This window comes from Rhodococcus sp. C1 (assembly GCF_020809065.1).
Classification (GTDB): Bacteria; Actinomycetota; Actinomycetes; order Mycobacteriales; family Mycobacteriaceae; genus Rhodococcus_F; species Rhodococcus_F qingshengii.
The window spans coordinates 5,907,710-5,921,882 of the sequence record NZ_CP078080.1 but is presented as its reverse complement, the minus strand read 5'-3'; the positions used below and the strand labels follow the sequence as shown (position 1 = coordinate 5,921,882).

Below are 14,173 nucleotides of genomic sequence, written 5' to 3'. Positions count from 1 at the left end.
TCGCTTGTACGTTACGAAAGAACCGGACAAATATCCAGGAATCTCGGCGCTCGCGGTCAGCTTGCCGGCGTCACCGTGACTGTGACGGGGCCCGCGTCGTCCGCGGTTTCCACTGTGAGAAGCCGGCTTTGGGGGTTCCAGTTCACGATGTCGGCGCCCGCGACGTCGACGCCGCCGGGAAAGCCGCTCTCGGGTAGATAGATCTCGGTCGGTGCCGTTACCGCGGGGTTCGGGGTGAACGTCAGCTGAAGGCGGTCAACGGTCGAGGACCATTCGGTGGGTGTGCCCGCGACGGCACGCGGATACGGCTTGTTCAGGGTGTCGACGAGGAGTGTCTGCGATCCGTCCGGCAGGTACGGGCCCCAAGGACCTGGATCACTGGACCAGTAGGAGACACCCGCGCCGAGGTCTCGGGCGGTCGTGTAGACGCGGTCGATGTAGTCGGTTGCGCCGGGCAGTGTTGTGTCGAGCCCGAATTCGCCGAGAATGATCGGAACGCCGCCGAGTACGTTGCCTGCGATGTGTTCGACGCTGTCGCGCCAGGTGTCGATGGTCGCGTCGGTGAGTGTGCGTGAGAGGCCGGAGTATCCGTCACCGAGGTCGAGGGGCAGCGGGTACAGGTGTGGGCAGTAGGCGATTCGCTGTTCGCCGGCTCGTGGGTCGTTGATCTTCGTGAGCCCGCTGGGGACACCTTGGTTGACGCCGACGGCCTGCGGGGCCACACACACCCAGCTGTCCTGATCAACTTCCCTGATGGCGTTGGTGGTTCGCTGATACAGGGCAGCGAGGGGCCCACCTTCGAAGGCGGGGCCTTGGAGGGAACCGCCCCACGGCTCGTTCATCAGGTCGTATGCCACGACGGTGTCATTGCCTGCAAAACGTTCGGCCACCGCCTGCCAGGCGTTCGCGTAGTGCTCGACCAGTTCGGGATGTTGGCCGGTGGTGTTCCAGAAGTTGTCGAATGCACGCATCACACCGGGTTGGACGTAGTACAGCTCCCAGCGGTCTTGAGGGGTGACCGGAAGGCCGTCCATGTAGGTCGCCCAGGCCGGCGCGCCGTTGCCGATGTTGCCGGCGCCGTTGCCGCTGTTGCCCTCTGGTGTGATCGCGCCGGAGTAGACGTCCTGATGCATGTCGAGCATGACCTTGTAGCCGCGCTCGGCGTACCAGCTGACCCGGTCCTCGACGCGGTCCAGATATTCCTGGTCGTACTGTCCCGGCGCTGGCTCCACCGAACGCCAGGAGATCAAGAAACGCACGAAATTTGTTCCCATGTCGGCATGTTCGCGCTCGAGATCGGCTTCGGTGAACTTCGGCATGCCGTCGGGTGCGCTCTTTGCGCTCGACGCCGTGTTGAACCCTCGCAGGATCAGGGAGCGCCCGGCGTCGTCGGTCAGGTACGACGGTGGCACCGACGTGCCATCGGCGCTCCCCGACGTGGGCAGGCTGCCCTGAGCCGCGGCAATTCCGCCGCCCAGTATCAGTGAGCCCGCGACTATCAGTGCTGAGAGCGGGATACGACGCACGGAAACTCCTTCTGGGTGTGTGGATGGATTGACTTGTCCGAATGGGGATTCGGCCCTGGGCTTGAACGCTCGGTGTCGATTCACGTCGGTTGGCTTACACTGGTCCGCCCGTTTTCGATGTGTCCGACGAGCACGCGCTTGAATTCAGGATCTTCGTCGACCGTCACGGCGGCCTGATACCAGCCGTCCACCGAACGCACCGTCCACCGAGAGTGTGCACCGGAAGCGAGTTTGCGTCGGTTTCCGTCCACATTGACCGTCAGTGCACGACTTCCGGAATTGTTCGCGGTCAGTACAAGCGCGCGCGTCCCTGCGTCGATGGTTGTCGAGACGTCGAGCGAGGCTGCCGCACTGTCTGTAGCTCCACTGAACTCGCGCCTGAAACCATTGGGACCCAACAGGGTCAGGCTGTAGACGCGATCACTGAGCGCAACGGTGTCATCGACCTCGCCCAGGAGGTCGTAATGCCGTGGCTCGTCGAACTCACCTGCGTACGGGTACAAGGCCAGGTGAGTTGATGCGGCACCGGCATTGACCAGATGGACCGTCAACGAGTCGGTTTCCGGGTTCACCGTCGTGTAGGCGTCGGGCTGATAGGGAAGGGCCCGTGCTGGTCGAGTGCCGCTTTCCTGCAGGGGCATTCTCTGTTCGGTGGGTGGGGTCGGTGTCCACCGTGGTTCCAGAGGCGGAGTGGGCTGCGGGCGCGCCAAAGTCGGTCGGCTACGCGGGTTGGCGAAGTCGAACGCCGACGTCAGGTCGCCACTCACCGTGCGTCGCCATGGGTCGATTTCCGGCTGCGTGATTCCGAACCGCTTTTCCAGGAACTGCGTGACGGACGTGTGGTCGAACACTTGTGAACAAACGAAACCGCCAACAGTCCACGGCGAGATGATCGTCATCGGCACCCGCGGGCCGAGACCAAGCGGCTGATTGCCGACCCATTCGGCTTCGACCGAGCGCGGCGGTCGAGGTGGCGGTACATGGTCGAAGTACCCGTCGTTCTCGTCGAAGTTGACGATCACGGCCGTCTTCGCCCACAGATCCGGATCGGACGCGATGGCGTCGAGTACTTGATAGAGCAGTGTTGCGCTCGCCGCAGGTGACGAACCCGATGGATGCTCCGAATCCACCTCGGACGGAACGAGATAACTGACTTGCGGCAGTCGGCCCGACTCGACGTCCTTCCTGAACTCGGCGGCCAGTGTGCCGGGCCGGGATCGGTACAGTGCGCGATCGTAGAGTTGGCGATCAGCAGGCGACAGTTGGTCTGCAGCATTCTCGAGGGCCAGTGCCGCTGCGTCCTGGACCGGCGCCGGCATCGACGGCAGGGCGAGATAGAACCCGGCCAAGGTCTGGATTTCGTAGGGGAGCAGGCTTGGCCGACCAAGCAGCCCTGCCGCCACTTTCTTGAAGGCAGTGAAGTATTCGAGGTTGTTGTCTCCGAAGTTGTCCCACTCTTGGTAGGTCTTCCAGGAAATGCCGGCGGACTGCAACCGCTCGGGAACCGTCGTCCATCCGTAGCCGGCGTGCCAGGGGTTGTAGGCCGCATTGGTTACAGCTCTTCCCTCGGGGCCGGGCGGATCCGAAGGCAGGACCGACTCGGTCGGATTAGGCGAAAGTGGCTCGTATCCGGTGTATCCAGAGACCCAATAGTTCCGGTTGGGGCTCGTCGATGTCGGTACGGAGCAGTGGTAGGCGTCGCAGATCGTGAACGCGTCCGCCAGTTCGTAATGGAACGGGATGTCTTGCCGGTCGTAGTACGCCATTGTCGTACTGGTTTTTGCCGCGATCCAACCGTCGTGCCAGCCGTCGGCGAGTGCGGCATGTCCGCCCGCCCAGCTGTGGTCGAGTCCGGTCACGTTCTGGGTGTCCATGCGTTGTGCCGCAGCGGAATCGCGGATGGGGAAGGGGAGCACAGGACCGGTAGGACCGGGTTGTTCGAAGACGCTGTGGCCGCTGCGTAGACGCAACGCATTCGGATCACCGAAGCCGCGAACACCCCTCAGCGCGCCGTAGTAGTGGTCGAAAGATCGGTTCTCCTGCATGACGAGGACTACATGCTCGATCGAATCGAGCCCGCCGGAGTTTGCGGGTGTCGCCAGTACACGTTGAAGCGACGGCGGCAGAAGGGAAGTAGCGGCGACTGCAGTTGCACCGACCCCGGCGGCGAGAAACGACCGTCGAGAAAGAGAATTACTGGACACTTGTGCTCCATCGATAAATCAATCAGTTCTATGACCACGGCCGCGACATGCTGCTGCCGCTGCTCCGAATCGGTGCAGCGGCAACAGTGTCGAGAAGAATTCGATCAGGAACCGAAGAGACCGCCCAGTGAACCGAGGCTGCCCGAACCGCCGTTCCCGCCGTCGTCAGGCGCAGCAGAAACCTTGACGACGGATTCGTCCGACGCGGACTGTGTGAATCCACTTCGCCCGGCGTATGACGCCTTGATCCGATGATCGCCCGTCGATGCGAAAGTGTGCGTCAGTCGCGCCACTCCATCGACTCCGACGACAACGGGCTGTCCGATGGGTTGGTCGCCGTCGTAGAACTGAACCGAGCCCCCGCCGGGGTTGGGGGTGACCGTCGCGGACAGTTCTGCCGCGACATTCTGCTTGGTCGTCGCGGGAGCTGCCAGTGAGGTCGAGGTGGTGACATCGGACGGTGCGGGATCAGACACGGTGACCGTTTGAGCGGGTGCCATCGACGGCATGAATCCTGTTGCACCGGAGTAGTAGGCCGAGACGGCATGAGATCCAGCCGAGGTGAAGGCATGTTCCAGAGTGGCTTTGCCGTCAGTGCCCACCGGGACCGGAGCGCCGATATCTGCAGCGCCGTCCTTGAACTGGAGAGTGCCACCGGTGGGTGTCGGCGTGACCTGCGCCCTCAGTGACACCGAAACGCCCGTCTTAGCATCGGTAGGAACGTTCACGGCAGTGTCGGTCTGCTTGACGACAGGTGCGGCAGTCACCGTCACCATCGCCTCGGTCGAGTTGGAACTCTGGAATCCGTTGACGCCCTGGAACGTTGCGGAGACCCGCGCGGTTCCGGCGGTGAAGAAGGTATGCGGTAGCCGGGCAGTGCCGTCGGCACCGGGCGTGACCGGTGTACCGACGTCGGCGCCGTCCACCCTGAACTGCACGTTTCCGTTGACCGGAGCCGGATCCACCTTTGCGACAAGCTCGGTCGGTGTGCTGGCTTGGATCGAGCCGGGCATCTGGATCGTGGTGGTTGTCGGTTGGCTGACGTAGATGGTGGTCAGGGCCTGCCCACCGGCGTTGAGGCCGGAGTTCCTGTTGTCCCGCGGGGAGCAGTTGTAGCGCTCCCAGTAGTTGACTGTGAAGACATCCTTTTCGCGCTGGACGAATGTGAGCGCATTTCGGTCGTCGTCGTAGTTGGCGGAACCGGGATCGGAAACCCTCAGCGAAGGCTTGATCTCGGTACCGGCCGCACCAGCTTTGACCGTGACGTCGACTGCGGGGAGTCGGAACTTGGTGTTGGCACCGACGATGATGCCGTCACTCGATCGAACTGCGGAGGACGGACCGTTTCCGGTGGTCCGATTCGATCCGGAGATACGCAGGTGCGTACCGGATGCCGATGGATTACCGCCGTCGTCGATCCGTGTGACTGTCGGAGTGGCACTGTCGGATCCGAGGCCGTACGCACTGTCCGCCACAAGCTGGGAACTCACGAATTCGACGCCGGACGGGATGTCGAAGTCGTACTTGATCCGGGCCCAATGCACGACTCCACGGCTGGCATGGCCGCCGCTGTTTGCCTTCATCTCGTTCGGCTGCACGCGGTAGGTGACGGTCTCACCTGGTGCCGCGGTGGTCGGCGCGGTGATGGTGACTCCCGAGCCGAGTGTCTCGTTGAACGTGATCGGGCTTGCCACACCGTCCATCTCGCGCACATGGCATGCAGTTGTGAAGGCCACGCTCTTGGTCTCGGGGGCAGCAGAGGCGATCCCGCCGCCGACGATGGAGAACAAGCCGCCGGCCAGTACCGAGACGGTTGCAATCGCAGAGCCGCGTAGGAGTTTCGAGTTCATCGACGAATCCTGGTTTCTGTTCACAGTTTTCACGACCCGAATCCGGGGGTACCAAGGCTGCCGAGGCTACCGGTGCCAGGCTCGGGCTCGGACGGTTCGACGACGTTGATCGTCACGGCGCCCGACATCGACTCCATGAAACCGGCCGATCCCGTGTAGTACGCCGTGATGTTGTGGTCGCCCGCTGTTGTCATCGTGCGGTCGGCCTTCGCGACGCCGTTGACGACGGCCACCGGAGCGCCGAGGTCGACCCCTCCGTCACGGAACTGCACTGTTCCTCCCGACGGCCACGGAGTGACCGTTGCCGTCAGTTCCACGGAGTCACCGACGACGGCCTTACCGGGTGCGTCGATTCGCGTCTGTGTCTGAGCGAGGCTGGAGTCGACGTTGATCACGGCGAGCGGCCGGCCGCCGGCGTTCAATCCGGCCGAACGATTGTCGCGTGGTGAGCAATTGGTGGTCAGCCAGTATTTGACGCCGCCGAGCAGGGTCTCCTGCTGCAGGAAGGTCAGGTAGTTGGCGGCACTGTCGTAGGAACCCGAGTTGGAGTCGGACACGCGCAGCATGGGCTTGATCTGGGTGCCGACAGCCCCTGACGTGACGGTGACGTCGACTGCCGGGAGCTGGAACGTCTTTCCTCCACCGACCTCGATTCCGCCGCCGCCGTTGTCGTCGGTGTTGGGTCCGTTGCCCGCCGTGATGTTGTTGCCGGAGATACGAAGATGCGTCCCATTCGGATCGGGTGAACCGGCATCGTTCACCCGCGTGATCGTCGGGGCGACCCCACCCAGATTCGAGCTGGTGCCGGCCACGATCTGCGCCCCCACGTAGGACGTGCCTGCGGGGATGTCGAAATCGAACTTGAGACGCGTCCAGTTCACGACGGACCTGAGGTCGTAACCGTCCTTGGGGACCGTCATCGGCTTGGGCGCGAGGCGGTATGTGAAGGTGGAGTTCGGCGGGACCACGGCCGGCGCACTGATCGTGACGCCGGAATCACGCGTCTCGTTGTGCGTGATCGGTCCGGGGAACTGCCACCCGTGGCACGATGCCGTGAACGGAAGGTCCACATCAGCGGCGGACGAGACTCCGGCTCCGCCGATCACGAGGGCAACGCATCCGGTCAACGACGCGGCCACCCCCACTCCTCGGCGCATCAACGTCGACACCATTCACATTCTCCTTGAGTAGCGCTCGACAAGATCGAGCTCTCGGCTTGAAGCCGGGTCCGGGAACCGGCCTCGAGCTGACAGAGAATCGAATACGTCTCGTCGTTTGCTCACCACCAGCTCAAACCCTGGAGAGGAGTAGAACACAGAGCGAGCCGCAGAATATGCGATTCGGACAAATTGTTGGACAAACGTCCAACCGGTGAAATTTCTCCACTTCTCCGACCGCTCTGCACTGCTTTAACGTGGTGTGATGTTAGCGCCGCGGAAGTCGTATGCAGGTTCCCGGTACGCCCCGCGGGCGAGCAATCGGGCGATGTTGGCCCGGTATATCTTGTCGGCGTCGGCATGGAGAACGGGATTACTCTCGAGCCACAGGTTTGCAGGATGAATCGGTTCGTCGTACATACGACGGAAGAGTTCGGTACGGAGGTCTTTGAGCCAATTGGAGTTCAAGTTCATGACGCGGAACTGGCGCAATGCTTCGATGTCGATCACGCCCGACACGAATGAATTGTGTCCGGAGACGGTGTGGCCGAGTACCGCTCCGTGGTAGTCCACGACGTGTGAATTTCCGCCGGCGATGTCGAATGACTGTAACGCCGACTGAGTCGGATAGACCGGTCCGGTGTTCGGGCAGATCATGTACAGACTGTTGAAATGCGCATGCGCACGGTTCTGGAGGAGCCATGTTCCCCCTGGGTCCGGTCCTGCGTGCGTCATCGGAACCGCCTCGCTCGGGCGGTACACGACCTCGGCTCCTTGAAAAGCCAAGGCGCGTACTGCTTCCGGATACTCTCCGTCGCTGCAGCAGATTGTGCCGATCGAACCGATGTCCGAAGTGTGCAGAACGGGATAAAATGCGTCGATGCTGTCGCCGAACAGTTCGGTCCAGCGGTCATAGACATCGTGAGGCGTGCAGGAACGTTCTCGACACCAGACGTGATTCTTCGTGGCGCGATGTATCACCTCGCCTGCCGGGGAGATCACCACCATGGAGTTGAAGAATCGATCAGCCATGACCTCGGGCCACCGCGCCTTGCTTTGAGCGATGATGTAGACCCCGTACTGCTTGGCAAGTCCGCCGAGTCGATCTGTCTCGGGGCCGGGGATGTCGATGAACATCTCCCGTGCTGCCTTCACGTGAGGTATGTCGAAGGCTTCGTCCCCGAACCCGGTCAACGCGCCTTCTGCCAACGCAATCAGTTTGACAGGCATGTTGATCGAAACTGTCGACACCGCAGCGTGAATCGCTTCCTCGATGGTGTCGAGGTTTGCCTTGATCTGCGATCGGTGTTCGATGTTGCGCACCACCGTCGACAGACCAATCGCCGTGTAGGGGGGCGATGGGAGTGGCGGACGAGTCAGCATTCACCGGCATTTACTTTCGGTATGCGATGCGCCCACGGCACGACCTTCTCCAATTGGGATGCAACCGCTATCAGGGTGCCCTCCTCACACATGGGCGCGGCCAGTTGAACGCCGATAGGCAACCCCGAGCGCGTGGAACCCAGCGGCAGGCTGATTGCCGGTCCGCCCGTCGCATTGAAAAGTGGAGTGAACGAACAGATGCCGAACAACTTGCGAGTCCATTCGCTAGGGGAGAGTGATGCGTCATTGGAATCGAGTTCGCCCAACAGTTGGGGTGGCTCACCGAGCGTCGGGGTGAGCAATAGATCGTAATTCGTGAAAAATGTTCCGACTGAGCGGGATACCTGGTTGAAGACGGCGAGCGCTCGAGCGAGTTGAATGGCCGTGACTCGGCGTCCGTACTCCACGCAGGCCAAGGTTGTCGCCTCGAGGTTCTCGGGTCCCGGGGTCACACCGAAAGCTCCGGCAAGTGCATCGACGCCTTCGGCAAGAGAGACACTCCACACCGGAAGGTTGGCCTCGACGAACTGATCCCAGTCGAAGACCGGCGTGTCGGGAACGACGTGATGCCCGAGCCCCTCGAGAACCGTGCCGACAGAGGACACGGCATTCGCGACCTCGATGTTCACCGGATCTCCGGACCACGACTGAGTGTGGATCGCAATGCGTAAACGCCCCGGGGAGCGGTTGATCTCGTCGGAGTATGGTCGCGAGGGATCACGGATCACGTACTTGTCGCCCGGGGCCGGCCCGCTCACGGCATCGAGTAACGCTGCGCAGTCACGCACCGACCGGGCGAGCCCCAACTCGGCCCCCAGCCCTGAGAGTGGTTCGCTCGAGTCAGGGCCCACTGGTACACGCCCCCGGCTCGGTTTCAGACCCACCAACCCGTTGGCGGACGCCGGAATTCGGATCGACCCTCCACCGTCAGTAGCGTGAGCGATGGGAAGGGCTCGCGCTGCGACCAATGCCGCTGATCCGCCACTCGATCCACCGGCACTGCGTTCGGTGTCCCACGGATTGCGCGTCGAGCCTTGAGCAACAGGTTCGGTGTTTCCGTTGAATGCGAATTCCGGTGTGGCGGTCACTGCCACAGCAGCCAATCCTGCGGCCCGGAATCGTGTCATGAGTTCGGTGTCGTGGGGAAAGATTGCCCCTTCGCCCGCAAGCCGACTTCCGAACCGGGTCGGGACTCCAGCCGCGTGTACGGCAAAATCCTTGAGTGCAAAGGGAACCCCCGCAAACAGTCCCTGTTCGTTGTAATCGAGAGCGCGATCCCACGGGCCGTCGACCACGGCGTTCAGCGTCGGATTGACGGCTTCGACCGCGGTGCGTGCTGCCTCGTGAACTTCGTCGACGGATACCCGCTTGTCGCGAATCAGTTCGGCGAGGCCCGTAGCGTCATGTTCGATGTACTCGTTCGGCTTCATCGAAGAACCCTCTCGGCAGCAGGGAGGACGGCGTCGTCGTGAACTATGTTTCCGCCCAGCATGGTTCGATGTACTCGGGTGTTCTTCAAGTCATCGAGATCGCAGGTCGACGGGTCGCGGTCGACGAAGATGAGGTCCGCGTGATTGCCGGGGCTGATGGATCCGATTCCGTCCCATCCGAGGATCTTCGCAGCGCTTGTTGTCCACATGGCGAGAGATTCCTGGCGACTGATGACCTGGTCTGGACCGTCGTTTCTCAGATCGGTGCCGGCAATCTCGTGCGTCTGCGCAAGTGCAATCTGTTCCCAGGGATTCTTCGGTCCCCAGTCAGACCCGCCGGAGACGTCGAGGCCTGCGTCGAGTAGGCGTCTCAAGGGGACCATGTCACGCCAGACGTGTCGGCCGATTCGCTCTTCGTACACAGCACCCTTGCCCCATGCGAACCCGACAGAAGTGGTGATCTGGAACCCGAGTGCTTTGTAACGGCGAACGTGGTCCGGGCTGATAGTGATCGCATGCTGCAGAATCCACGCCTTGTCTCGAAAATCGTGTTCGGTGACGACACGCTCGGCGATTTCGAGAAAGTCGTCATGCTCACGGTAGGAACCGATACAGATGTTTGCCCGGATGCCGTTCTCCGCGCAGAATCGGACGTACGATTCTTCTTTCTCCAGTGAGACGAAGCGATTCCCCTTGGTGGGTCTGCCGAAAGGGTCGGTATAGCTTTCGTGCATGGCGAAATGCCCTGCAAAACAGGGCCCCCCAGGGCTGATGGTCATACCGTCGATTCGAAACATGTCGTCGGCAGTATCGGATGACTGTGGCGCAAGCGATTTCAATCGATCGTCGAACTCGTGCGACGACAACGGTTCGAAGGGGTAGAAGATGACCGACTCCACATCGTGAGTCGCCTGGACCCGGATGGTGAGCAAGTCAGCCGCACGGAGATGTTGATACATCTGTATGTGGATTGGTTCCATAGCGTGTCCCTCGTACAAAGTGGTGACGCCGCGAGCGGAGAAGCGAGCCATTTCGTCGAGTACTCCGGGGACTGCGTGATCGGGATCGAGTGGTGGGAGCTTGAGAAGGATCTGCCCCCAGAACGGGTCGTAGGTGTAGTAGTTGTTCACCGGCCCGCGAAGTATTCCCGTCAAACGTCCTGCTTCGTCCTTGTCGATCTCCACATCACACACGCGATCGGGAATGAAGTCCGACAGACCGACAGTACGTAGGCCGGCGCTGTTGAACGCCACGATATTCGGGGTACGTGGTGCCCACGCCTGGATGAGCACCGGGTGGTCGGTTGTTGCCTGGTCGAGGGCGTGACGGTCGGGCAACCGTCGCTCGGCAAGGTCGCGCCACGATCTGCGGATGAAGTAGTGAGCTTCACCGACGGGCGTGCAGATGATCCACTCACCGGGCGCTGTGACCACTGCGCGAGCACGGATTCGTTCGACGATATCGGCATGATCGACGGCATCGCTCAGATCGACAAGGCCGCCTCGTAGTGCGCCGAAGTGCATGACGTGTGGGTGCGTGTCGATGAGTCCTGGCATGACGACCGCTTCGCCGGCTTCCATGATCTGGGTGTTCGGGCCGGCGGACTCGACCAGGTCGGAGAATCTGCCCAAGTCGAGGATCACGCCATTGTCCACGAGTACCGCTTCCACGACAGGGTTCGCATCGTCGAATGTCAGGACCTTCGACGATCGGATGAGTGTTTTGCTCACGTGGACCTACCTCCGTACATCTCGACGAGTCCACCGCGTGTGGCTCGCCAGGTAGTAGCACTCTATGAGTGGCCCACCTGGGCGAGAATCATCCGAAAGGATGAACTCCGATTGGTCTTGACCAGTGATTATGGCCAGAGGTAGCGTCGTACCGGTTCGTTGTGGAGGAGTGCGATATGTCGGTGGTTCAGTCGGAATTCGTTGAACCGAATCCCCAACCGATCAGGTGCAACAACGATTTCGCACGCAACACCGAATTCAAACGCAACGCGATGGAGTTTCTTGCCAGGTTTGTCCGCGTGTCCGGGATGGTCTTCTACTCCGTTGATCGCGGCATGAATGCCGACACCCACGTGTTCGATCGGGTTTGCCCTGAAGAGAATGGCCGATACACCGGTCACTTCCACGAGTTGGACCCTTTTCATCCGCGTAGGTTCGCCGAGTCGGGTGCCGACCTCGCAACGTCGAACGACATCGGCCAGCGGTTCGACAAGACCGACTACTACGCAGGCTTCTTTCGCCCGATGGGGTATCGATACGAGGCTGAGCTGTATCTACGGCATGCCGGACGTATCGTGGCCGGGGTGTCCTTGCTCCGAAGTTCTCGTGACGGTGACTTCTCGAGGGAAGAGGTCCAATTTCTGCAGAAGTCCCATGGATTCGTTGAACAGTCCTACTGCATGCTGCGCCAATTCCCCAGTGCACCGGATTCTTCTGCAGTACCCGAACATTGGAAGCTTTCTGTTCGGGAGCGTGATGTCGTCGAACTCCTGGCACAGGGTGCGAGCAATCTCGACATCTCCCGTGCGCTGTTCATCAGCGTCCCGACCGTGAAGAGCCATCTCCAGCACGTATATCGAAAGTCGAGCGTGCATTCACGTACCGAGTTGGTATCACGTCTGGTGCACGGCTGACTGCGCCGCTGGTGTTCAAGCGATCGCGCGGCGCATCAGGTCTGCCGTCTCCTTGTTGAATGCGACCAGTGTGACCGTCTCGACTTCGGTCTTCGCCGCGCGAATCGCTGAAACGGCCTGTCGGACCGCATCTTCCTTCGGCCAGCCGTAGACCCCTGCCGAGATCAACGGAAAGGCGACGGTTCGTGCGCCGATCGAGTCTGCAACGGCGAGACTGCGCGTGTACGCCGCCCGAAGCAATCCGGATCGGTCCTCGGATCGTGAATACCTCGGGCCGACGGTGTGAATCACGGCCTTGGCGTGGAGCTTTCCCGCGGTGGTGGCTACGGCCGCACCCACCGGCAGGCCGTCGGGGAGGCTGGTGTTGCGCAATACCTCGCAAGCCTTCAGAATCTCCGGTCCGCCGGCGCGGTGGATCGCGCCGTCGACACCGCCGCCGCCGAGGAGCCTGGAGTTGGCCGCGTTGACGATGGCGTCGACGGTCAGCGTCGTGATGTCGCCTTCGACGACGGTAATAGCGGGCATGGATCCTCCTGTGTTTCCAACGGCTGTGTTTCCAACGGCCGTGTTTCCGAGGGCCGTGTTCCAGAGTTCACGCTTGGGGCGAGCCCACGGCATAGCCGAGCGTACGTCGTAGGGGTCACGTCCGATCAACATCGAGTATCGCGCCGCAACCGACGGTGTGCGACTGTGTGCCTGAACGCAATGAAGGAGTACGCGCTTGCCTTCAGCCCGCAACGCCTGGACGGTGCGCGCTGCGTCGTCGAGGACGAACTCGAGGTTGGCGTTGGAATCGGGACCGTCGTCGACCAACCAGAACTCGACGTGATCGGAGCAGACCTGCCGTGTTCCCATGCGGCACAGGCTGACCACAGCGTCGTAGTCCGCAGTGGACACCGCATCGACGCCGCCGAGCAGGACGCCGTCGTCGTGCGGGTGCGTGGTCAGGTGGTGGGTTCCGCGGAACCGCGAGTAATCGAGTTCTGCCGTCGACGGCCAACCGTTCTTGTCGTCGGTGCCGCTGCGAGCAGTCTTGATCGCCAGGCGAACCAGATCGGAGGAACGGTATCCCGGCCAGCCGTGCATGATCCGGCGCCACCGGGCGGGAACCGCCGACGCTCCCCAACGGGCGCCGAGGAGGCCACCCGCGATGGCCGCCGTCGTGTCGGTGTCCCCGCCGGCTCTTACTGCTGCTTCCAATGCGTACTGGAGGTGGCGAGCATCGCCATTGTCCGTGGAAGTGATTGCCCACCAAGCAGTCTGAAGTGCATGCACCACCCAACCGTTCTTGGAGAAGTCCTGCGGGTTCCCGGTTTCGGCCTGATCGAGCAGCGGGCCCCAGTATTCGGCGACGTCCTGATCGGCAACGGAGAGGAAGCCGCGAACACCGTCGAAGTTGCCGGAGACAACGGCATGGCGGATGGCATGGGTCCACAACTCGCACGCCTGTCCGGCACGCGGGTCGTCGTGCGTGAGTGAACTGATCCGGTGCGCTGCCGACCTGGCACCTTCTGCATCGTCCAAGTAGGAGAGGGCGACGGGAGCAGTCCGCATGAGCGAGCCGTTGCCGGCTTTGCGGCCGCTGATCGCCCGCGCACGATCCGCCATCGCCGCTGCGCTTTCGGAGCGGACGGACAACACTGCTCGCGTCTGGTTGCCGATGTCCGCGGGCTTCGAGTCGTACCACCGGATGAACTGTGCTGCAATGGCATCGAGACCGTCAGCGCTTCCGATGTCGATTCCGGTAGCGGCCACCTCGGCGATCGCAACTGCCATCGAGGCGTCGTCGGTCCATTCTCCCGGCGCCCAGTCGAACGGGCCGCCACCGATCATGTCGATCGTGACCTCGGCCTTCGGGTAGGTGAATTCGTAGCCGGCGCCGAGCGCGTCTCCTGCTGCGGTGCCGAGCAGAACGCCGGCCGCTCGATCGGACTGCTGTGCGGTGAGTTTCATAGCCACCTCTTCGGTTCGCGATGATC

The 14,173-nt window shown here is 62.0% G+C and carries 9 protein-coding genes; 1 reads left to right on the top strand and 8 read right to left on the bottom strand.

Annotation, left to right across the window (positions count from 1 at the left end; all coding sequences use genetic code 11):
• Positions 1-56: 56 nt before the first annotated feature.
• The 7 genes from KTR60_RS27360 to KTR60_RS27330 all read right to left on the bottom strand — a co-directional run bounded on the left by KTR60_RS27360 (position 57) and on the right by KTR60_RS27330 (position 11,280).
• A complete protein-coding gene (locus tag KTR60_RS27360; RefSeq protein WP_228401466.1) occupies positions 57-1,526 on the bottom strand; it encodes a cellulase family glycosylhydrolase in 1,470 nt (489 codons plus the stop codon).
• An 80-nt stretch (positions 1,527-1,606) separates the two neighbouring features.
• On the bottom strand, positions 1,607-3,730 hold the full coding sequence (locus KTR60_RS27355) for a phosphocholine-specific phospholipase C (RefSeq protein WP_158170346.1): 2,124 nt from the start codon (positions 3,728-3,730) through the stop codon (positions 1,607-1,609).
• 104 nt (positions 3,731-3,834) lie between these two features.
• Entirely contained in the window at positions 3,835-5,580 is a 1,746-nt protein-coding gene (locus KTR60_RS27350; protein ID WP_228401465.1) for an Ig-like domain-containing protein, read from the bottom strand.
• 29 nt (positions 5,581-5,609) lie between these two features.
• Entirely contained in the window at positions 5,610-6,752 is a 1,143-nt protein-coding gene (locus KTR60_RS27345; RefSeq protein WP_214925827.1) for an Ig-like domain-containing protein, read from the bottom strand.
• 237 nt (positions 6,753-6,989) lie between these two features.
• On the bottom strand, positions 6,990-8,063 hold the full coding sequence (locus KTR60_RS27340) for a nitrilase-related carbon-nitrogen hydrolase (RefSeq protein ID WP_228401464.1): 1,074 nt from the start codon (positions 8,061-8,063) through the stop codon (positions 6,990-6,992).
• A gap of 50 nt (positions 8,064-8,113) precedes the next feature.
• A complete protein-coding gene (locus KTR60_RS27335) occupies positions 8,114-9,550 on the bottom strand; it encodes an amidase (RefSeq protein ID WP_228401463.1) in 1,437 nt (478 codons plus the stop codon).
• On the bottom strand, positions 9,547-11,280 hold the full coding sequence (locus tag KTR60_RS27330; RefSeq protein WP_209910370.1) for an amidohydrolase: 1,734 nt from the start codon (positions 11,278-11,280) through the stop codon (positions 9,547-9,549). Before KTR60_RS27330 ends, KTR60_RS27335 begins: the two co-directional genes overlap by 4 nt.
• Before the next feature lie 176 nt (positions 11,281-11,456).
• On the opposite strand from KTR60_RS27330, the gene KTR60_RS27325 reads away from it, so the two are divergent.
• Positions 11,457-12,194: a helix-turn-helix transcriptional regulator gene (locus KTR60_RS27325; protein ID WP_209910367.1), complete on the top strand. Its 738-nt coding sequence runs from the start codon at positions 11,457-11,459 to the stop codon at positions 12,192-12,194.
• 15 nt (positions 12,195-12,209) lie between these two features.
• On the opposite strand, the gene KTR60_RS27320 is transcribed toward KTR60_RS27325, so the two are convergent.
• A complete protein-coding gene (locus KTR60_RS27320; RefSeq protein ID WP_228401462.1) occupies positions 12,210-14,147 on the bottom strand; it encodes an O-acetyl-ADP-ribose deacetylase in 1,938 nt (645 codons plus the stop codon).
• Between the last annotated feature and the right edge of the window lie 26 nt (positions 14,148-14,173).

What these genes read in the sequence shown, in the direction of transcription:
- KTR60_RS27350 (WP_228401465.1), bottom strand. Translation starts at nt 5,580, where the DNA reads ATGAACTCGAAACTCCTACGCGGCTCTGCGATTGCAACCGTCTCGGTA.
- KTR60_RS27345 (WP_214925827.1), bottom strand. Translation starts at nt 6,752, where the DNA reads ATGGTGTCGACGTTGATGCGCCGAGGAGTGGGGGTGGCCGCGTCGTTG.
- KTR60_RS27335 (WP_228401463.1), bottom strand. Translation starts at nt 9,550, where the DNA reads ATGAAGCCGAACGAGTACATCGAACATGACGCTACGGGCCTCGCCGAA.
- KTR60_RS27325 (WP_209910367.1), top strand. Translation starts at nt 11,457, where the DNA reads ATGTCGGTGGTTCAGTCGGAATTCGTTGAACCGAATCCCCAACCGATC.
- KTR60_RS27320 (WP_228401462.1), bottom strand. Translation starts at nt 14,147, where the DNA reads ATGAAACTCACCGCACAGCAGTCCGATCGAGCGGCCGGCGTTCTGCTC.